This is a genomic window from Pseudoalteromonas sp. A757, from assembly GCF_004103285.1.
In the GTDB taxonomy this organism is placed as follows: domain Bacteria; phylum Pseudomonadota; class Gammaproteobacteria; order Enterobacterales; family Alteromonadaceae; genus Pseudoalteromonas; species Pseudoalteromonas galatheae.
In genome coordinates, this window is record NZ_QNQN01000070.1 from 30692 (window position 1) to 50301 (window position 19610).

Consider the following 19610-nt stretch of genomic DNA (forward strand, 5'->3'; position numbering starts at 1 on the left):
ACGATTAATTGCTCACTCATCCAAACGGTATTTTTTTAAAGTCGCCTTATAAATTCCATTCACCTTAAGTTGTAAAAGACCCTTATTAAACAATTCAATAACTTCTGCTGCTTTTGGATTGGATTTGCTAATCCCAATATGAAGTGGCCACTGTGCAATGGTCGATTGATGTACTTTAAGGCTATGAAATTCATCGTATTGAGCCCGCAAATAGGCAAAGGCAAGCTCGTCACTTACTACGGCTTCTACTCGCTGCTTATTCAGGAGCGATAGACAGGAACTCAGGTTGGTGAGCTTTTCTAAGCGAACTTGTGAGATCTGAGCGAGCGCAATTTCAGAACGGAAACCCCGAATAGCGCATACGCTCAACCCTTTTAGATCTTCCAAGCTTTCAAAGTCGATATCAGACTCCGCGTGCGAAATAAGCACAAGGCGATTGCTGTAGTACGGCTCACTAAAAACAAAACGCTTATCTCGACTGTTAGAACGCCATAAAGCGGGAATAATATCAACCTGCCCGTTTTCCACCATTCGCATGGCTCGACTAAACGGCATAGTAAGCATTTCAAAATCTTGATTCTCAGCTTCAAATGCCGCGCGTACGAGATCCACACTAAAGCCAGAGCGTTCATCGATAATATACGGCGGCCAGATATTGTGAGCACCGACAATACTACTTGCATTCACAGGTGTTATGAACGATACAGCAAGAAACAGGAGGCATGACTGTCTTAAACTTTTTATCGCCATATTCATGTTCTCCTGTATTTATTTTAAACAAGCCGCTAGCAATGTGTTTCTCTTTAATACCAATTGAGTATAGCGCAACTATCACGCCACTAATTAGACGACAATCCATAAAACACTTCACTCTAGCGCTCTATATATGACATGAAATTCAACGACTTTTGTCCTTCAACACAAAATTTAGTGTAAACCAATGTAAATAGACCGTGAAGTTTAATTGAATTGTCATCAATAGCGCTTAAAATGCTGCGTTCGAATAAAAATTCGAATAATTATAATACACGGGAAAATAAAAAATGATTAAAAAATCTATTCTAGCTTCAGCTATTGCATTAGCTTGCCTAAATGCACAAGCAGAAGTGATTATCTCTGAATACGTTGAAGGTAGTAGTTATAACAAAGCCATTGAGCTCTACAATGGTAGTGATGAAGCTGTTAGTCTAACAGGTTACTCCGTCAACTTCTTCTTTAATGGTGCAACAGAAGCTCGCACGAACATAGAGCTAAGTGGTGAACTTGCGGCTAAATCAACTTATGTTATTGCTCATGCTGACTCAGCAGCAGAGATCATCGCAAAAGCACAGTTAACAAACACAAGTAGCTGGTTTAATGGTGATGATGCCGTTACGCTTACGCTCAATGGTGCAGTTGTTGATAGCCTAGGCCAGGTTGGTGTCGACCCAGGTAGTGAATGGGTTGATGGCGATATTAGAACAAAAGATAAAACGCTTGTCAGAGATCCTGCAATAACAACTGGCCGCACCGATGCAACTTCTGCATTTGTTGGCACTGGACAATGGCTTGCACTTGCGAAGAATGATTTTAGCAACCTAGGTATCCACATTAATGGCGGTGACGTACCTGAGCCAGAGCCAGTTATTTGTGGCGAAAATAATACCTTGATCAGTGCCATTCAGGGCGCTGGCGATGCAAGCCCATTAGCGGGAGAAACGGTTGAAGTGCAAGCTGTTGTCACTGCAAGCCTACAATCAGATGCAGGGCTTGGCGGCTTCTTCCTTCAAGAAGAAAGCACTGACTATGATGCTGATAATAATACTTCCGAAGGTATTTTTGTCGTATATACCGCAACTCCAGTAAGCGCAGGAGATGTGGTTAAATTACGTGGTAAAGTTGAAGAGAAGTATGGTCAAACTCAACTTATTAACGTCGACGCAGTCGAGCTATGCGGTTCTGCAACGGCTTCAGCGACTACCGTTACTTTACCTGCAGAGAATGGTCTTGAAGCCTACGAAGGCATGTTGGTTTCGATTTCAAATGAGTTGGTCGTTAACGATACATACGGACTTGCACGTTACGGCGAAGTACGCTTAGGTACTGAACGTTTGTACCAAAGCACTCAAGTTGCAACTCCTGGTGACGCAGCAAACCAGCTAGAAGCTGAAAACAAGCGCAAAGAAATTTTACTTGATGATGGTTCATCAGTACAAAACCCTGACGTTATTCCTTACCCATCACCCACGCTAGATGCCTATAACACTTTACGACTGGGCGATTCTGTGACGGGCCTTGAGGGTGTACTGGGATATGGTTATAGCCAATACCGTATTCACCCAACAACAACACCAAACTTTGTCCATACTAATCTACGTACAGAAGCACCTCAGATAGAAGAGCGTGGAGATTTACGTATTGCAAGCTTCAACGTATTAAACTACTTCAATGGTGACGGTCAAGGTGCAGGTTTCCCAACTTCACGAGGAGCTGACAATCTAGAAGAGTTTGAACGCCAAAAAGCAAAAACGGTTGCTGCAATTTCAGCGCTCGATGCCGATATCATCGGTCTACTTGAAGTAGAAAATGATGGCTTTGGTGAGTTTAGTGCGATTGCCGACCTCGTTAACGCTTTAAATGCGACAGACTCTGCTAACACTTACGCATTTGTAAACCTAAATGTTGACCAAGTGGGTGGGGATGCAATTACATCCGGTATCATTTATCGTAGTAACAAAGTAGCTGAAGTAGGCACGCCTGCATTTACCGAAGCCGTACCATTTGATTACGGTAACCGTCCTCCTGTCGTACAAACTTTCAAAGAGGCAAACGGCGAAGAAATCTTCACTGTGGTAATGGCTCACTTACGCTCTAAAGGCAGTTGTTCAAAAGCTGAGGGCTTAGATCAAGACCAAAATGACGGTCAAGGTTGTTGGAACCAAACTCGAGTCACTGCGGTTAATACCCTAGCGACTTGGCTTGGCACAAATCCGACAGGAGTTGCAGAAGATGATGTGATTATTCTAGGTGACATGAACGCGTACGCTCAGGAAGATCCAATCAACACCTATGTAGAGAATGGTTATGCCAACATCAAGCAAACGCTTCATGGTAGTAGCTTAGATTATTCATACGTGTATCAAGGACGTATCGGTAGCCTAGATCACGCCTTTGCTTCAAACACGATGATGGAAAAAGTAAAGTCGGTAACAGATTGGCATATCAATGCTGACGAACCCGTCGCGCTAGACTACAACACTGAGTACAAGTCAGATACTCACAAAGCAAGTCTTTACGCAACACACGCTTATCGCGCATCGGATCATGACCCCGTGGTAATCGACCTTAACCTTGCTAAAGAGCCGACGATTATTGAAGGCGAGTTTACAGGCCTTGCAGGTTGGTTCTGGTGGCAACATCGCTCAATCGAGCTACCAGCAGGCTTTGATAAACTAGAAGTATCTATCACGGGTCAAGGCGAAGCAGACCTGTATGTGCGCCATCAGAGAATGCCAAACTTCTTTAAGTACGACTGTCGCCCATACCTTTGGGGGAGTGAAGAAAGCTGTGTATTTGACGAACCTGCAGAAGGTAAATGGAATTTCCGCCTACGCGGTCTATTCCCTTACTACAACGTAACTATCAAATACAAAGCAACAAAAGCGAATTAATCGCTGCTTTAACGTAAAACCCAAGAGCCAAGGCTCTTGGGTTTTTCTTGGCCTTTTAACTTACTTTAATTGCCACCAATCAACCATACTTTCAGAAAGGGCACTTATTCTCTGAGTTAAAAACTATAAAATGTCCGATTATCGCCGTTTCGTGTTGCCACGACAGGCTGGATTAATATCAGCTATAAAATGACGCCAACACTTTCTGAATAAACGGCCATTTTTGTTGAGTATATTGCTCACGATCATCTTTGTATTGTTGCGCTAATCTTTGCTTTAACGCACAGTACTCAGCGCTTAAATCTGATGATGCTCTTAATTTATCCCTAAAAGAAATGCGCTCTTGCCAAAGTGCACTATCGAAGGGAACAAGGTGTAAGTGATGGGTTGTAAACTCAGGCGTTGGTTTGCAAAACCAGTGCATTACGTCAGCTTTATAGGGGTAATAACAATAACCGTGTTGAGTGAGCACTTGGATAGCTTCTTTTGACGCTTCTAGTGACTTAACACCCACCATAATATCTATCACCGGCTTAGCAACCATACCAACCACCGCTGTACTACCCACATGTTCAATATCACCTTCAATCCAAGGACATAGCAAAGGCGCTAACCTTAGCTTTTCATCTTGGAACATCCGTGGCCAATCTTGATTATATTTAGACAGTGAAATAGCTTGGTCTGCCATTGGAAGGAAGGTCCTGTAATTGCTTTCAGTTTGGTTTGGAACAGTATACAGCTAAAGCTAATCATCACTACCACATAAACGCCGCGATAGATGCACTATTGAAGTAGGGCTAACACTGACACCTACCATAATTTGCATTTATGTTATGGTGGGTGTCTGCTATTTGCAATCTAAAGTCTTGATTGTTCGTGTATTTCTTGTAGTTGTAATGTTTGCTTTTTTTGGGTTTAATGTTTGCAATTAGAATTTGACAGGTGCTTGTAATGCCGCACCTTTATGTAGTGAGAAGTAAATACGTTTAGAACTATGGTTGTTGTTTGTTCTCTTTTTCTGTCTGGTTGTGCGCAATTGGCATATGATGCTAAAAAGCCTTTGCCTGAAGGACATGGCTTAGCTTTAGCCCGTTTTAGTACCTCTGGCGATATTGGTAATGCTCAATTCATTACCCGAAATACACAAAAAATGCTAGACAACTACAGCTTTGTTCTAAAAGACACCCGGGAAAAGTTGATTGTTCTGCCACTGCCAGTGGGGACGCACGAAATTGACCAGGTGTTATATATGCAAGGATCCAAATTAGTTGATCCCGACTTAAACTGCCTTGGCACTTTTGATATAGCAGAAAATAGCCTCAACTATATCGGGGATATCCATTTTCATGTGAATGACTACGATAACTATATTTTATTTTCATCGCATCCTTGGAGGGTGCAGGTTAAAGAGAACTTCGAGCAAGCGCTTGAGGAGATAAAAACACGGCATCCGGAAATTGATACCAAATTTGCCATCAAAAGCGACGTGGTTGGCCCATTTTCATGTGAGCAAGTTGAATAATGCTAGGTTAACACTGACACCAGCAAGATTAGGCTAACACTGACACCCACCATAATTTGCATTTATGTTATGGTGGGTGTCTGCTATTTGCACTATTTGTACATACCTAGCGGTCGTTCAGCCAACTCATTCCTGCCCTAAAGCTTGTTAACGTAGTAACTTTAATAGAGCCTCTGGGCAACGCATTGGCTCTATTTATTACCTTTAGCGAGTTGGCATTAAGACCGCCTTTAAGCGAGGAGTTAACATTGAACGGCATACATCAACAATATGTATTAACACTTAAATACCATACCTTTTCGTAAAGGCACTAAGTCCTTGAGGAGTAAACTGAATTACTCTTGAATCCAAATCTTGTGTTGCCCAGTTGCGATTCATAGCATCGTCTAGTACCCACTTACCTAGACTGCCAGCCAAGTGGCTTCGTCTTTCGCTCCAATCTAAACATGCTTTACATATTGGTCTGCTTCGGTTTTTAAATGAGCTAAAATCAACGCCTATGCTGCTAAAAAACTTTTGCCCTGTTTTCGTCAATATAATCTCGGTAGAGTTTTCAATTAGCCAGCCGTTGTCCACCAAAGCATCGAATAACTTTACGCCTAACTCTCCTGCTAGGTGGTCGTAGCAAATACGGGATTTTCTCAATCTCTCGTTTCTAGGCCCAGTTGATATCTTTGGACTTGATACAGATACGCTAATATTAAGCATTTGCTCAATAAGTTCAGCGACTTGGATATTTCTTAGCTGAAAATACTTATGGCGGCCTTGCTTCCTGACGACTAAAAGCTCGCCTTCAACTAATTTCATTAAATGGCTGCTCGCTGTTTGAGGGGTAATATCTGCTTCAAGTGATAGCTCTGTTGCCGTTAGCGCTTTACCACTCATCAAGGCTGTAAGCATTTTAGAACGAGCTGTATCTCCGATTAAATTTCCAATATAGGCAATATTAGGTTCCACTCTTTTTCCTTCACAGTTCGATCGCCATCGAAGTATCAAAATTTAATGACGAGTAGACTGCCAAAAAACGAAAACGGAGACAACCACTTTGAAAATTACCTGTTGTATTGAATACCAACTTGATCCCTTCAAATTGGATATGTTTGAACAATACGCTGAAAACTGGAGCAAAATCATTCCCGTATGTGGAGGAGAGTTATTAGGGTATTTTTTACCTCATGAGGGTTCAAATAATAAAGCTTACGGCTTAATCAGTTTTGATTCTTTGGCTGATTATGAACGCTATAGAAGCAAGTTACGCCTGTCAGAACTTGGTAAAAGCAACTTTCGCTTTGCCCAAAGGGAAAAGTTTATTGTTAATGAGAAACGTACGTTTTTGCAGGTTGTACGCTCAACTTACAAGCGAGATCTTGAAGGAGAAAATACATGCTCGCAGTGATTTTTGAAGTAACTCCGAAAGAGCAGGGAAAAGCGCTCTATTTTGAAATAGCGCAGGCGTTGAAAAGTACACTCAACGAGGTTGATGGCTTTATCTCTGTTGAGCGTTTTCAAAGCCTTTCTAATCAGGATAAATTTTTATCCTTATCATTTTGGCAAAACGAAACGGCGCTCAAACAGTGGAAAGAGCATTTTGAACACCAAGTCGCTCAGAAAAAAGGAAAGGAAGAGCTTTTTAGCCACTTCAGAATAAGAGTGGGCTATGTTATTCGCGATTACGGCAGTGAAAACCAAGTAACTAAGTAATTGTCAGGAATTAAAATGAATATAGAACAATACGTTACGTATACTGTGATAATTACGGTACTTTTGGTGTCACCAGGACCCTCTGTGTTACTTTCTATTAATAATGGGTTGAACCATGGGAAGAAGCTAGCTGCGCTTGGCGTTTTAGGCAATGTCGCTGCATTTCAGCTCTTGTTGATTCTGAGTGCGACAAGTCTGGGAGCTGTCATTCTAACATTTAGTGAACTATTAACTTTTATAAAAGTAATTGGTGCTGGTTATTTATGCTATTTAGGTATTAAGGTATATAGTTCGTCAGTGCCTCAGCTTGATACTGACAGCTTTCAGTCCTCTTTACACTATCAACCATGGCTGATTTTTAAGCAAGCACTTTTGGTTACATCTTTGAATCCAAAAGCATTAATTTTTGTATCGGCATTACTACCTCAATTTATTAATCCAACCGTTTCATTAATGCCACAAGTTGTGATGCTGTGTATTATCAGTGCATTGATTCATTTCACAATTTATTTTGGTTATGCAGCACTTGCTGAAAAGGTAAAGCTGCTAGTAGGCGAAAAAGGTCGAGGCCGATTCAATAAAGTGAGTGGCGTAACATTTTTAATATTTGGTATAGTTTTAGGGCTATCTGGTTCCATTACTTAAATGCCTGTTAGCCTTTCCTAAATAATTAAAAGGATAGCATTACACCCACTAATTGAACTTACAGCATAGAGCTGACATTCGGCTCTAAAACGTTTTTGTCTAGCTTCGAGTTAGTCGGATCTGGGCTGACACATTTTTGCCCAAACCGTGTTTTGGCGAACCCTTCAAAATAGCGATTAAAAGCGCTTTCAACAAAGCCTTATTTGACTTACTTTTCTTCATGCTTAGAACTCTAACTATGTGACTAGGTTTGGAGTTCCACTACTTAGAAAGCTATTTCTGGCAATAAGTTAGCCATTGTGATAAAAAATCCGTAAGTAGAATATCGAGACGATTCACGGCAGAAAAACGACCGAATCGCTCGTAGGTTACGATTGTTAAGCGAAAACATGGATCACGATAAATTTCAGAAATTAATACGGCAATTATATTCGACTGTTGATGAGCTTGAAGTCATGTTCCCAGGAAGGCATTTCACGCCAGATGGTCACATGGTTGGTAGTATTGGAGAATGCCTCGTAGCTGAAGCGTATGGATTAAATCTAGAAACTGCATCTAACAAGGGTTTCGATGCAAAAACGCATAATGGCAAGCAAGTTGAAATAAAGGCTACACAGTCAAAAATTGTTTCCTTTCGTAGCGAGCCAGAACACACTATCATTATCAAAATATTGCCCAACGGCACTTTTGAAGAAATTTACAATGGCCCAGGAAATCTAGTTTGGGCACAGTTTTCAGGTAAAAAAATTCCAAAAAATGGGCAATTCCAAATAGCGCTAAGCAAACTAAAACAGCTAAATAAGCAGGTCTTCGAGTCTAGTCGTGTGCCAAGAATCAGTTAACACGTCAATTAACTATGCTTCTTCGGTGCTGAATTGTTTTTGTCCATGGCGGGTTATTAATATAACCCACCTTTGCCCCAAAATAAGCTAGAAAATTTTGCTCAAAGGGCTAACAGCACAGTTTGCGTCTTGCTGTAAAACATGAGTATAGATACATTGTCTAAAGGATTCATGCGTATTCAGCATTACGGCTTTTTAGCCAATGCATGTCGCAAGCGAAAGTTAGCGCTGATAAAGTCGTGGGCGTCATGCACATGCAGAGCAAAGAGGCCAAAGACAGGAGAAAACGTGACATTAATACCGAATTGGCCTTGTCAGCATTGTAAGGTAGGTATCTTGCGGCTAATTGGCGTATTCAAGTTAGATGCAACACCGACCAAAGTAGAGCGAACGAGTTAGCAGCTCGATAGCTGAGCAAAATCAACTGGTTAACCTACTTAATTGCTCAGGCTAGCGGCCTCTGTACGCTAAAAAAACATAATTGCTTATTAAGATAAATTTAGGTGTAATGAATACATAATAAGCGCTGAGCAATGCAGGGAAAGCTTAATTAATAATAGACTAGCTGTTCAAACCAAATGATTTGGCTAATGTCTCTAAAAAGCAAATTCCCATAGCATAAATAACACCAACTCTGAGACATCGAGCGTGTAGCGGCTCAGTCCAACAAGCGATTATGCAACACAAACTTCGTGTCGCATAAATACTAAAATATTATACATCTAATTTTACTAGGGAAGAAAATGGCAATACCTCGTGTTTTCATTAGTTCTACTTGCTACGATTTGAAGCATATTCGAGAAAACCTTAAATATTTTGTTAGAACTATTGGTTATGAGCCTGTTTTGAGTGAGGAAGGCGCAGTATTTTATAACCCAACAATGCATACCCATGATTCTTGTTTGTCAGAAGTACCGAATTGCCAAATGTTTGTTTTGATAATAGGAGGCCGTTATGGAGGGTTATTTCGAGAGGGGGACAACTCGATAACAAATGAAGAATATAAAGAGGCAATCAAAAGCAAAATCCCCGTGTTCGCACTGGTAGAACAGTCTGTTTACTCTGATCACTTCTTGTACACAAAGAATAAAAACAATAAAAATCTCAATCATAATGAAATAGTTTACCCTTCTGCAGACAATACGAAGATCTTTGGGTTTATTGACCAGGTTCGTTCAAATTCAATTAACAATGCAATTGTTCCATTTCGAGATTTTTCAGATATCGAATCATATTTAAGGCAGCAATGGGCTGGAATGATGTTCTCGTTTTTAAGCAACCAAAATGAAGAGAATAGAGTTTCAGATATGATGTCTCATTTAGTTGGTGTAAGCGATAAAATTGAGTTTCTATCCACTCAAGTGTTGAAGTCTGTTGGCTCAAATGAATCCAAAGTTCTAGTTAAACTACATGATTTAATGTTAGATAGCGAAGCGATTAAAACCCTTTTATCTACTGGTCACAAACCTACCCTTATTGATATCTTGACTTCAACATCATTGAAAGAATGCTCTCTGTCATCAGGGGGGGAGTTGATTATAACTACTGGAGAAAATTACGTGACAACTTCAGCTGGTGAAATAGATGAAATGCACTACGAGATGATGGAAGAGGAGTATTCTCGATTAAAAGCAAATATCAGTGAATTACTAGCGAATGAAGGTATTACTCAACAAAAAATACTAGAAGTTTTGCGGGACGATGTATAACACATATGAACCTTATCCGGTCAATTAAGCATAACGATTCTTTTTAGCTGCTTTTAAGCAGCTAATTTGTATTGGCAACGCTTAAACCTGTTCAACTTCGTTATGTCGGTTAACCGTTAAATCGTTTACGGCAAACACATATAGGGGCGTTACGCCGTAATCTCTTATTGCGATCTCATCGCTGCCTAAATCGGTCGATACAACTTATCGTTTAGGGCCACTAGACATTCATCGGTTAACCTTAATCTTGCACTACTCAAGGGGATGGCTCATTCGTCCAGTTAGTTAAAGGCTCAGCTAAGGTGTAAACGATTCAATTCATTGCTTAAATAAATGCGCACCAATGGGGTGTCTAATCAAGGCCAAATAGCTTATTACTTCGACAATACTTACCTGTAAAATTCAGCTATTACTGACACAAACACAAATAATGCATGGTTGTTCGTGCTTATCTAGTTAGGTGTTGAGCTCACCCCATTGTGCGACTTAGCCTTTTAAAAAACGTTCATCGTCGAATACCGTTTTGTTCTTAAGCATAAAATAAACACAACGACCGAGCTTATGGGCGAGCACTGAAAGTGCTTTGGCTTTGCTCATGCGTTTTTGTAATTTGTTTAAGTAGCACCGAGCTTTGTCATTTCCACGTAAATAAAGTACAGCGGCTTCACTGAACGCCCATTTCAAGTGTCCATTTCCAATTTTATTGCCGCTGGTGCCATAGGTTTTGCCAGCAGATTCTGCTTTGCACTTAACTGGTCGACAATAAGATGCAAATTTTTGTACAGACTCGAAGCGGTTAATATCACCAATTTCATACAAAATAGTCATGGCTAGAATAAGACCAATACCTGGTATGGTACGCAGTTGTGCGTAATAGTTTGGTTGATGCTTTTTAGTTTTGCTCTCTAAATAATATTCAAGTTTTTTAAGCTCTTCTGCGTAGGCATCGAGGATGGCTAGATCAAAGTTAACATTGCGTTGGACGGCTTGGTCATCAAAACGCGTTTGGAATTCTTGTCGAACACATTTGTTCTTCATATGTAACTCGAGTGGCGGGTAGTTGTACTGACTATTTGTGTTAACTATATGCGCTTTCAGTTGTGCGCCATGCTGAACCAGCCGTGTTCGTCTGCGAAGTAAATCGCGTGTTGAACGCATATTAGCAGGATAATTGTGAGCCAGCGGGAAGTTGCCACCACGCAATAGACTAGCGATTTTATAAGAGTCAATCTTATCGTTTTTGGCTTTACCACCGTGAATAGCTTTCATATAAAGCGCATGACCAAGCACAAAATCAATATCATGTTCAGCACATAAATCACTCACCCAATACCAACAATGCATGCATTCAACACCGATAACGATATCTTCGAGATAGGGCGAAATCAGTCTAAGTAATTCATGTTTATCAGCTTTTATTTTCTGATGAACAACTTTATTACCTCGCTCATCAATAATGCAAACGTATAAAATGCGTGCATGAAGGTCAATTCCACAATAATATTTATGAAAAGTAGTATAGAATTTCATTGAGCTTTCTCCTTTGGGTTTCGTCGCCCTGAAGTTTAGCTGTTCGCTAAACTTCGGGGAGAAGGTTCAATAAGTATCAAGGCCGTTAAACCAGGGACACAAAACAGCAGGCTTGTGCTCCTTCGTCGCCAGTTTAAGCCTGCTATTTTGTGTCGTTTATTATGGCGTTATACGTAAATAAGGAGTGCGTGTGAAACATCTAATAGTTTTATCTTTATCTCTAATCTTAGTGGGTTGTGGTGTTACTGGGACAGCAAGTAAAACAGAATTCCCTTTATTAACAAACGCTCCTGCATTTAGCGCCAACGTAAACTCAGTTTCACTCATAGTTGATAAAAATACAGCTGACAATGAATCATATGGGGCTTTTAATTGGGGTAGCTTTGATGAAGCAGACAAAAATAATATTCAACAATCAATCTTGAATACCCTTAACAAAAATACTTCAAACGTATCAAAAAAAGCTAAAGTACACGCTAAAATCCATCGCTACTCACAAATAATTACAAATGCAAGTTACGCAAGCTTTGTTATTGTTGATTGGTGTTTAGAAGTAAATGGTCAAATTATTCGAGATGAGGTGTTTTATGCTGGTCATAGCGATGAACTAAATATCTTTACTGGTAAATCTTTAGGTTGGGCGAAAGGACAAACTCACAAAGCAATTTCAAGTCGCATTATTAACCAGTCCATACAATTATTGTCCGAGCCTACTCTTCAAGACGCCTACCCTGAAAATAACGTATTTTTAAATGCTAAAGACGCGGTAGCTGCTTTGCCAAAACAACTTACTTCAGTTGGTGTTGCAGGTTTCTCTGGTGGCATGTATTACTATGTAGGTCCTACGACTGGTAATACTAACTTTAATCAAAAATCAGTTTATCAAAAGGTTAACTGGCAACAAGAAATTCAGTAAGCGCAAGTTACGTATAACGAGCGCCTCAACCAAGGACCTAAAAAGCTTGGCTTGCGTCACTTCGTTCCTAATTTTACGCCTGTTAGGCGGGCGCTAGCCCATAGAAATTTTTATGCGAAATTCACCTAGTACGGACGTTCACCCAACGCGTTTTTGTCCAAATATAAGTTGGATAAGCGTCCGTGATCGCAATTGGATTTAAGGTAATAAGTTGCTGTTGAACGGCCTAGTTTGGAACATATAAAACTGTGGGATTTTATTAAGCCTTTTACCCGAGCTTAAAATCTAGCTTGTTTAACTAAACTACTGTTTTGCTCATCACTACCACATCAACGCCTCGGTAATTGACGTTTTCGAGCGGTTGCCAGCCGAGTTTCCGGTAGAGTCCACCTTCTGGGTGTTCCGTTTGTAAATATAACGTTTTAACACCGAGTTTAATGGCTAGTCGCTCTGCTTCTTTGACTAAGCGTGAGGCCAACTGCTTTCCACGATAGGGCTTGTCCACATAAACGCCACCAATCCAGTGCTCTTTATCTGTGTAGATACTCATTTCATGAAATTTAAGCTGCACGACTCCTGCGACTGTATCGCCATCCAGCGCGACGATTACACAAGGAATACTAGAGTCGTTAAGGTAGTCTAAAAGCTTTTGCTCAAACCGCTCTACAGAAGCCTCTTCAACAATGCCTCCCCACTCGTCAAAGTACCACTTGGCAATAGTTGGTATCAGCGCTTTGTGCTGCGCTAAAAGTTTAAATTCCATTTTAATTCCTCAAATAAACATAATACTGACAAAGGATTATCACTCTCTTACAGTAACCACATTCCGTTCCCATTACAATTCCAGATAATGAGCTTTGGTTAATTGATAGACATAGATATCATGCTTTTCACCGCCTATATCCAAAAAGGCTTTTAGACGGTTTTTGCGTTTCATCCCTAACTTGAGCATCAACCGTTGCGATTGTCGATTGCCTACAGCGCATATTGCCTGAATGGTATCTACAGAGAGACTTTGAAAAGCCTCCTTTATCAGCGCTGCTGCAGCCTCATAACCGTAGCCGCAACCAATTTCACCCTCCGCTAATCGAAATCCAATTTCACCAACCTTTTTCTCTTCGTCGACATATTTAAAAACTAGCTCGCCAATCAGTTTTTCTTTTTGTTTATTCACTAAAGCCAAGATCAAACGCTCATCGACCGCACTTTTCCAAGGTTGGCAAGCTTGAATTAGCCTCTCTTTTGCCGACTCGAGTGTGGCAGGCGCACCGATATATTTTGACGTATTTGGATTTTTCCGATGGCTGTAAACCGCATCTAAGTCATCCATTGTCATTCGCCTTATGGATAAACGCTCTGTTTCAAACTGCATTGTTATTTTTCCCTATCCTAAGATCACATACATAGCCACCAATCTCATAGATAAACGCTATGTCGCAGAAGCTCTGCATTCTATTACTCTTTACAAACCGGCATAAGGACAGTGCGTAAATGCCGCCAGGTTATAAACAGTAACAGCGCACAACCAAAAACGAGTGCCGCGAGTGACTCTACGCCACTCAGTAACCACCTGTTGACCAACCAAGCCACGCAAGAGAAAAATAACAGTTCAACCGCGCCGACTAGCGCATTTGCTGTTCCTGCTTTCTCGGGATGTAAAACGCCAATAAGATGCATATAACTTGGAAAATAAGCGCCAAATACAAACATAATCGCAGCATAAGCAAGCAAAACAGCAAGCGCACTACCACTTGCAAATAGCAGCAATAACACGCTGACAACAAGCGCTGGCCAAGTCCAAATGACGATATCTAAATAAGCGCGCTTACGCTGCAATACCTTAGTTAAAATTGACCCTATGAGTAAGCCAAACATGGGGATCATCATCGCCTGACCTATTGCGTTGGCTTCCAAGCCAAACTGCCGTGCCAATAAAAACGGCAGATACAGTTGAATGGTGAGATACAAAAAAGTAGGCAACCATTTGAGCGACGCGAGGGAAATAAACGAGCGGTTTAACAATAGATTTTGATATTCATTAAAGAGCGCTTTTGGCCTCAGCGACATAGTAATTTTACTGCTCTGCTGCATAGTTTTATAACCATAAATCAGTATCAAAATATAGTAAGCGAACGCAAACCATGACATCCCCTGCCACCCTACCCAGCCAGATAAAACGCCAGCTAAAAAAGGGCTGCAAATAGCAGTAACACTCACCGACATTGATAGCGTCGCCATCGCGCTTTTAAGTTCACTACCCGATAATCTTGCAGCAAGAAGCGTTCGACCAATTAACACCGGCGACGCAGCACCAATGCCTTGCAACACTCGACCGATAAAAAATACCTCAGCGCTAGATGCAATTGAACAAAAAACTGTGCCTAGCAGTAAAATACCCAGCCCACTCAAAAATAACGGCCTATCACCAAACTTATCTCGTAGCGGCCCAACCAGTAGTTGCGCAGCTCCTAGTGTAGTGAAATAGCTAATTACTGCCGCTTGTCCTTGACTAGGCGTAAGCTGTAAGAAATCCGTGATATTAGGTAAAACAGGGATGTAGATTTGGCTTGCGATTTGAGAGCAAGACATCAGCAAAACAGCTAAAAACACAACTTGAAACACGTCAATCCCCTTGAATCTACTGAGGATGATTCTATCGAGCTTTTAATATCCAAAAAACAAGGTAATAATAAAAACACTTATTCTTGCTAGGAAATAATTAATGGATTGGCTAACCGGAGTGCGGAGCTTTAGCAAAGTTGTAGAGTTTGGCAGTTTTACTCGTGCCGCAGATGAAGAAGGTGTTTCAGCATCTGCAGTGAGCAAGCGAATTGACTGGTTAGAACAGCAGCTTGGCTTAACGCTATTTATTCGTACCACTCGTCAAGTCAACCTCACTGAGGCTGGGGAGCACTTTTTACCGAAGGCTTCTCAATGGCTAGCGCAGTTTGAATGTTTAACTGATCACGGACAAGCACTGAATCAAGCACCATCTGGTAGCTTAAAAATCGCTTCAACACTCGCAGTAGGCAGCACCATTTTAATGCCAAATATCGCCTCATTTTTAGCCGAATATCCCAAATTAAAAATTCATCTTAATGTCATCGCCCCTGGCGCGCACCCAGACCTTACTCACGATTTAGTGATCACACGCTACTATGAAGCTTTTGACTCAGCCTCTCATAAAGGTAGCCGACTCATTGATTATCAAATGCAGATCTTTGGTGCTCCTCACTATCTCAAACAGCATAAGCCTATCAAGTCCCTTGATGATCTGCGCCAACATAAAATGCTGTTAAGCAGCTACTACCACAAGCTAGGTGGGATTATTTTAGAAAATGGCGATGTCTTCCAGTTTGACAACTATAACTTTGTCTCTGATCAACTCGACGCTATGCTGACAGCAGCGGTACAAGGTTTAGGACTGGTATTTATTGCGCCTAGCTATGTGAAAAGGGAGCTCGACCAAGGTTTGCTCATACCTGTATTGCCTGAAGTAAAATCTGAAGCAAAACAATTATGGGCGTATTATCCCAAGACAAACTACACACCCTATAAAACCCAACTTTTTATCGAACACCTTAAAAAGCACCTGAACTCAACAGATTAGAAAAACTAGGCTTTCACATTTGTTCACAATTTTAGTACAAAAAATCCTCTAAAGATCCGGATCCATATGGTAATTTAGGGTGTTTACTCAATTTTGTAGTACTAACCAAGTATTTCGCTGCATAGTGCTACACATAATAATTTAAAGGACTAACAATGAGCTTTAATCTTTTTAAAAAAACCACACTGGCAACGCTAGTCTCTGGGCTAGCAGCAATGAATGCACAAGCAAGCCTATCGCTTAGTTTAGATACCATCACTAACCCAAAAATAGATTGTGATACAAAAATTGAATTATTAATGGCGAACGCTGCGAATGGCGAAAGTGACAGTTTATTACCTGCCGAGTCTATGCTAGATGTACTCAACACCCACTGCTACCAAGAGCAAAAAACTACAAATGAAACTGACCGGACCCCACCAGAGATAAGGTCAATCCTCTTAACCACGAACTCTGTTAATGTAAACGATGGAGAAAAAACCGTCGATATTACATTAAGATTTTACGATGAAAGCGGTGTAAAAGGTGCGCGCGTTTATTTATCCCCACCGACAGGGTTTAGTTGGGGGAGCAATAAATCAGCAGTAGCTTCTAATTGGCAGAAAACAGACGAGCCGGGAGTTTATGAGAGTAAAGTGAGTTTCACTTTCACCGATGCAGATGTTAATGGGAAGTGGTTTTTAACCCTAAGCCACTTAGTTGACGTAAACAATGCCGTTCGTTTTTGGCTACGTGAGAATGAAATTCAAGCTGCAGGCTTTAACCCATATATCGTTGTCACGAATGATAAAGTCACTGAAGGCATTAACCCTGAAATAAAATCTATTACGATTTCTGACACTGAAGTTGATGTAAATACAGGAGATAAAACGGTTAATATAGCCATAGAAGCTTATGACCATTCAACAATGTCAAAAGGTGTAATTAGAGTCTCACCGCCTAGCCAATATAAATCTCTTGCCATAAAATATGCTGAGTCATCTGATTGGCAAGAAACGGACGTCGAAGGGGTATATCGTTCAAATTATTCATTTACCTTTACAGATAAAGCGTTGCCAGGTGAGTGGTTTGTTGCCTCTGCGATGCTCACTGATAGCAATGGAAATATTGGTGCTTACAATCGAGGTCACTTTAATCAGCTCGGTCTACCGTCTGTTGTTACGGTTAAAAATCAAACTGAACTAGATATTGCTCCTCCGAGTATCGACAACGTCGCTTTTTCGTCAAACCAACTCACTTCAACGAATGGCGATCAAGATGTTACCCTAACCGTCACAATGTCAGATGTATCAGGCATGACCAAAGGTTACTATGCTCTTAGAGCACCAGAGGGAGCTGAAGCGAAAGATAAACTCTTTACTATAGAGCAATGGCAGCAAGGCAATGACCAAGATGAGTTTGTCGGCACTACCAGTGTGAGCTTTAGTAACGACGACTTGCAAAAGGGTAAAGGGGTTTGGCAACTGGATGCAAATATTCAAATAGACTCCGCAGGCATATATAGCCAAGGTGCTTATGCGCGAGAATTAACAACGTTAGGCGCTACACCCTACATCTTTGTTGACGAAGCGCAAATAAGTGAAGTTTCAGTTAAGAATATAACGGGAGCAAAGCAGCTAAAAGCAGGGACAAGCACTCTTGTCACACTGGAAATAACTGAAAATACACTATCCAGTTTGCCGCGTCTATTTGATCTCTATCTAGACTCAGAGGCCGCATTAAAGTTTGATTTTCACTCAATAGATCAAGAATATATGGTCAGCTGTGAAGATCTAAATAATCGTCGTTCATGCCGCTTTAGCAATGGTCCTGATGTTGAGTCAGTTCAAGTCTCGTTTAAGGTTGCGCCAAGTGAAGCTGGCGAGTTTGCACCAACTATCCGGTTCTCATCAGTAGCTCCTGAATTAGACTACTCAAATAATAAAGCCACATTTCAGGTGACAAGCTTTGACCTAAAGCAGTTTAATGTCGTGTTTAAGAACTGGGATGGAAGCGTGCTTTCTACGCAAACTATTGAAGAAAATAGTGCTGCTACGGCTCCTCAAGTTCCGCCCAGGGAAGGTTATACATTTACAGGCTGGAATAACGACTTTAATGATGTTAATCAAAACCTTACCATTACGGCACAATTTGAGATTAATAAGTATCAAGTGAAGTTTGTGGATTGGGATGACACAGTCATCAAAGCAGCAGAAGTCGTTCATGGGCAAGCAGCAACGCCACCTGCAGAGCCACAGCGAAATGGTTATGCTTTTACTGGGTGGGATATAGCTTTTGACAAGGTCACCAGTGAGTTAGTTGTAAAGGCACAGTACAAAGCAAACACAACTCCAACAACGACCGATAAGGAAGATAAAGGCAGTTCGGGAGGTGCATTTGGCTTTTTACTGGCGATGCTAAGCACACTGTTGGCTTTTGGCAGACGCAGAATATCTGCATAACCTGCAAACCTCACTTCAACAGCATAGCGAAGCGTCGCTATGCTGTTTACCTTCACCAAATCGCATGATAACCATATCAGCCACTTCGATGGATTCACCTGCTGCCTGTGCAGTGATCATGATGCGAAATGGTAACCCAAGTACAGATGGTAAAACACCAAACGATCCTGATGGCAATGTAGATAGCATCGTTCATCTTTAATATGGCTTAGAGAGCACCTGAAGGTGCTCTTCTCCTCTCCCGAATTCCCTGCTCAATAAACTATTGTTACAAATAAACACACCCTACTCTGGAGCTGATACTTAATATGTTGCTAAACTGAGTACAACAATAATAAACGAGTTTTACAGGTGTACTATGTCATTACAAAAATGGGGAGGTGTCGCGGCACTCACAGAAGCCGCGACTTATTTGTTTGGTTTTGTTTTATTTTTTGGGGTATTAGACTCAAGTGAGCACAATACACCAGCGCTTTATCTAGATTTCTTTGTGCAAAATCGCGATACCTTTTTTCTTGGTTATATCGTGATTGGGATTATCTTCAGCTTTGCCCTGATTGTGTTGGTGCAAGCAATTCATCAACGCTTTAGCACAATGTCACCTGACTGCATGAAGTTTGCTAGCATTGTAGGCTATATTTGGGCGGCGATTGTCCTTGCCAGTACCATGATTTTTTTAACTAGCATTGAAGCGATTGCAAAATTTCATGAAATGGATCCGACACTTGCGTTAACGATCAATCGCACCATTTCGATAGTGGTAGATGCACTTGGCGGTGGCATTGAATTAGTTGGTGCGATTTGGGTGTTAGCAATCAGTTGCATCGGTCTCAAACATAAAATATTTAGCCCACTGCTCCATTATTGGGGTTTGCTTGTAAGTTTGGCTGGGGTTTTAACATTATTTTCAGGTTTATCTTTCCTTGCCAAAAACCCATTTTTTGAAGTTACCACAGCTATATTTGGTCTCGGACAAATCCTATGGTTTATAGGGCTTGGCGTCCTACTACTCAAAGAAAGTTCAACGACTTCGCCGCGATAACC

General features: G+C 41.0%; 19 protein-coding genes. 12 read left to right on the top strand and 7 right to left on the bottom strand.

From position 1 onward, the window contains the following. Window positions 1-12 precede the first annotated feature (12 nt). The gene (locus DRB05_RS13085; RefSeq protein WP_128727353.1) at window positions 13-750 is read right to left on the bottom strand and encodes a transporter substrate-binding domain-containing protein; all 738 of its coding nucleotides are present in this window, start codon (window positions 748-750) and stop codon (window positions 13-15) included. A gap of 293 nt (window positions 751-1043) precedes the next feature. Here DRB05_RS13085 and DRB05_RS13090 point away from each other — a divergent pair, with 293 nt between their 5' ends. After that, window positions 1044-3650, top strand: coding sequence for an ExeM/NucH family extracellular endonuclease (locus tag DRB05_RS13090; RefSeq protein ID WP_128727354.1), 2607 nt, complete (start codon window positions 1044-1046; stop codon window positions 3648-3650). Window positions 3651-3828: 178 nt separating this feature from the next. Here the strand turns inward: DRB05_RS13090 and DRB05_RS13095 are convergent, their stop codons facing one another. Further along, entirely contained in the window at window positions 3829-4338 is a 510-nt protein-coding gene (locus DRB05_RS13095) for a GrpB family protein (protein WP_128727355.1), read from the bottom strand. A 348-nt stretch (window positions 4339-4686) separates the two neighbouring features. Here DRB05_RS13095 and DRB05_RS13100 point away from each other — a divergent pair, with 348 nt between their 5' ends. After that, on the top strand, window positions 4687-5172 hold the full coding sequence (locus tag DRB05_RS13100; RefSeq protein ID WP_205125734.1) for a hypothetical protein: 486 nt from the start codon (window positions 4687-4689) through the stop codon (window positions 5170-5172). A gap of 282 nt (window positions 5173-5454) precedes the next feature. Here the strand turns inward: DRB05_RS13100 and DRB05_RS13105 are convergent, their stop codons facing one another. Then, the gene (locus DRB05_RS13105; RefSeq protein ID WP_128727357.1) at window positions 5455-6129 is read right to left on the bottom strand and encodes a helix-turn-helix domain-containing protein; all 675 of its coding nucleotides are present in this window, start codon (window positions 6127-6129) and stop codon (window positions 5455-5457) included. Window positions 6130-6217: 88 nt separating this feature from the next. Here DRB05_RS13105 and DRB05_RS13110 point away from each other — a divergent pair, with 88 nt between their 5' ends. The 5 genes from DRB05_RS13110 to DRB05_RS13130 all read left to right on the top strand — a co-directional run bounded on the left by DRB05_RS13110 (window position 6218) and on the right by DRB05_RS13130 (window position 10069). Then, window positions 6218-6568, top strand: coding sequence for an NIPSNAP family protein (locus tag DRB05_RS13110; RefSeq protein ID WP_128727358.1), 351 nt, complete (start codon window positions 6218-6220; stop codon window positions 6566-6568). Next, window positions 6556-6873, top strand: coding sequence for an antibiotic biosynthesis monooxygenase (locus tag DRB05_RS13115; RefSeq protein WP_128727359.1), 318 nt, complete (start codon window positions 6556-6558; stop codon window positions 6871-6873). Before DRB05_RS13110 ends, DRB05_RS13115 begins: the two co-directional genes overlap by 13 nt. A 15-nt stretch (window positions 6874-6888) precedes the next feature. After that, a complete protein-coding gene (locus tag DRB05_RS13120) occupies window positions 6889-7518 on the top strand; it encodes a LysE family translocator (protein ID WP_128727360.1) in 630 nt (209 codons plus the stop codon). A 389-nt stretch (window positions 7519-7907) separates the two neighbouring features. Then, window positions 7908-8360, top strand: coding sequence for a hypothetical protein (locus DRB05_RS13125; RefSeq protein ID WP_128727361.1), 453 nt, complete (start codon window positions 7908-7910; stop codon window positions 8358-8360). A 743-nt stretch (window positions 8361-9103) separates the two neighbouring features. Next, window positions 9104-10069 carry a DUF4062 domain-containing protein gene (locus DRB05_RS13130; RefSeq protein ID WP_128727362.1) on the top strand — a complete coding sequence of 322 codons (966 nt, stop codon included), beginning with the start codon at window positions 9104-9106 and terminating at the stop codon, window positions 10067-10069. Window positions 10070-10555: 486 nt separating this feature from the next. On the opposite strand, the gene DRB05_RS13135 is transcribed toward DRB05_RS13130, so the two are convergent. Continuing rightward, a complete protein-coding gene (locus DRB05_RS13135) occupies window positions 10556-11599 on the bottom strand; it encodes an IS110 family transposase (RefSeq protein ID WP_128727363.1) in 1044 nt (347 codons plus the stop codon). A 190-nt stretch (window positions 11600-11789) separates the two neighbouring features. Between DRB05_RS13135 and DRB05_RS13140 the strand changes: the two genes are divergently transcribed. Beyond that, window positions 11790-12515 carry a hypothetical protein gene (locus DRB05_RS13140; protein WP_128727364.1) on the top strand — a complete coding sequence of 242 codons (726 nt, stop codon included), beginning with the start codon at window positions 11790-11792 and terminating at the stop codon, window positions 12513-12515. A 298-nt stretch (window positions 12516-12813) separates the two neighbouring features. On the opposite strand, the gene DRB05_RS13145 is transcribed toward DRB05_RS13140, so the two are convergent. From DRB05_RS13145 to DRB05_RS13155, 3 genes are all read right to left on the bottom strand, one after another. Beyond that, entirely contained in the window at window positions 12814-13278 is a 465-nt protein-coding gene (locus tag DRB05_RS13145; RefSeq protein WP_128727365.1) for a GNAT family N-acetyltransferase, read from the bottom strand. A 72-nt stretch (window positions 13279-13350) separates the two neighbouring features. Beyond that, entirely contained in the window at window positions 13351-13887 is a 537-nt protein-coding gene (locus tag DRB05_RS13150) for a GNAT family N-acetyltransferase (protein WP_128727366.1), read from the bottom strand. A gap of 83 nt (window positions 13888-13970) precedes the next feature. Continuing rightward, window positions 13971-15104: an MFS transporter gene (locus tag DRB05_RS13155; protein ID WP_209319226.1), complete on the bottom strand. Its 1134-nt coding sequence runs from the start codon at window positions 15102-15104 to the stop codon at window positions 13971-13973. A 133-nt stretch (window positions 15105-15237) separates the two neighbouring features. Here DRB05_RS13155 and DRB05_RS13160 point away from each other — a divergent pair, with 133 nt between their 5' ends. From DRB05_RS13160 to DRB05_RS13175, 4 genes are all read left to right on the top strand, one after another. After that, a complete protein-coding gene (locus tag DRB05_RS13160; RefSeq protein ID WP_128727368.1) occupies window positions 15238-16125 on the top strand; it encodes a LysR family transcriptional regulator in 888 nt (295 codons plus the stop codon). Window positions 16126-16280: 155 nt separating this feature from the next. Beyond that, window positions 16281-18566 carry an InlB B-repeat-containing protein gene (locus tag DRB05_RS13165; protein ID WP_128727369.1) on the top strand — a complete coding sequence of 762 codons (2286 nt, stop codon included), beginning with the start codon at window positions 16281-16283 and terminating at the stop codon, window positions 18564-18566. Further along, window positions 18541-18768 carry a hypothetical protein gene (locus DRB05_RS22995; protein ID WP_239966243.1) on the top strand — a complete coding sequence of 76 codons (228 nt, stop codon included), beginning with the start codon at window positions 18541-18543 and terminating at the stop codon, window positions 18766-18768. Before DRB05_RS13165 ends, DRB05_RS22995 begins: the two co-directional genes overlap by 26 nt. 156 nt (window positions 18769-18924) lie before the next feature. After that, complete coding sequence (locus tag DRB05_RS13175; protein ID WP_128727370.1) at window positions 18925-19608, top strand: DUF4386 family protein; 684 nt, start codon at window positions 18925-18927, stop codon at window positions 19606-19608. Window positions 19609-19610: the final 2 nt, after the last annotated feature.

Coding starts and splice junctions, on each gene's coding strand:
- DRB05_RS13085 (WP_128727353.1), bottom strand. CDS start 750: ATGGCGATAAAAAGTTTAAGACAGTCATGCCTCCTGTTTCTTGCTGTA.
- DRB05_RS13090 (WP_128727354.1), top strand. CDS start 1,044: ATGATTAAAAAATCTATTCTAGCTTCAGCTATTGCATTAGCTTGCCTA.
- DRB05_RS13095 (WP_128727355.1), bottom strand. CDS start 4,338: ATGGCAGACCAAGCTATTTCACTGTCTAAATATAATCAAGATTGGCCA.
- DRB05_RS13115 (WP_128727359.1), top strand. CDS start 6,556: ATGCTCGCAGTGATTTTTGAAGTAACTCCGAAAGAGCAGGGAAAAGCG.
- DRB05_RS13120 (WP_128727360.1), top strand. CDS start 6,889: ATGAATATAGAACAATACGTTACGTATACTGTGATAATTACGGTACTT.
- DRB05_RS13125 (WP_128727361.1), top strand. CDS start 7,908: ATGGATCACGATAAATTTCAGAAATTAATACGGCAATTATATTCGACT.
- DRB05_RS13130 (WP_128727362.1), top strand. CDS start 9,104: ATGGCAATACCTCGTGTTTTCATTAGTTCTACTTGCTACGATTTGAAG.
- DRB05_RS13135 (WP_128727363.1), bottom strand. CDS start 11,599: ATGAAATTCTATACTACTTTTCATAAATATTATTGTGGAATTGACCTT.
- DRB05_RS13145 (WP_128727365.1), bottom strand. CDS start 13,278: ATGGAATTTAAACTTTTAGCGCAGCACAAAGCGCTGATACCAACTATT.
- DRB05_RS13150 (WP_128727366.1), bottom strand. CDS start 13,887: ATGCAGTTTGAAACAGAGCGTTTATCCATAAGGCGAATGACAATGGAT.
- DRB05_RS13155 (WP_209319226.1), bottom strand. CDS start 15,104: ATGTCTTGCTCTCAAATCGCAAGCCAAATCTACATCCCTGTTTTACCT.
- DRB05_RS13160 (WP_128727368.1), top strand. CDS start 15,238: ATGGATTGGCTAACCGGAGTGCGGAGCTTTAGCAAAGTTGTAGAGTTT.
- DRB05_RS13165 (WP_128727369.1), top strand. CDS start 16,281: ATGAGCTTTAATCTTTTTAAAAAAACCACACTGGCAACGCTAGTCTCT.
- DRB05_RS13175 (WP_128727370.1), top strand. CDS start 18,925: ATGTCATTACAAAAATGGGGAGGTGTCGCGGCACTCACAGAAGCCGCG.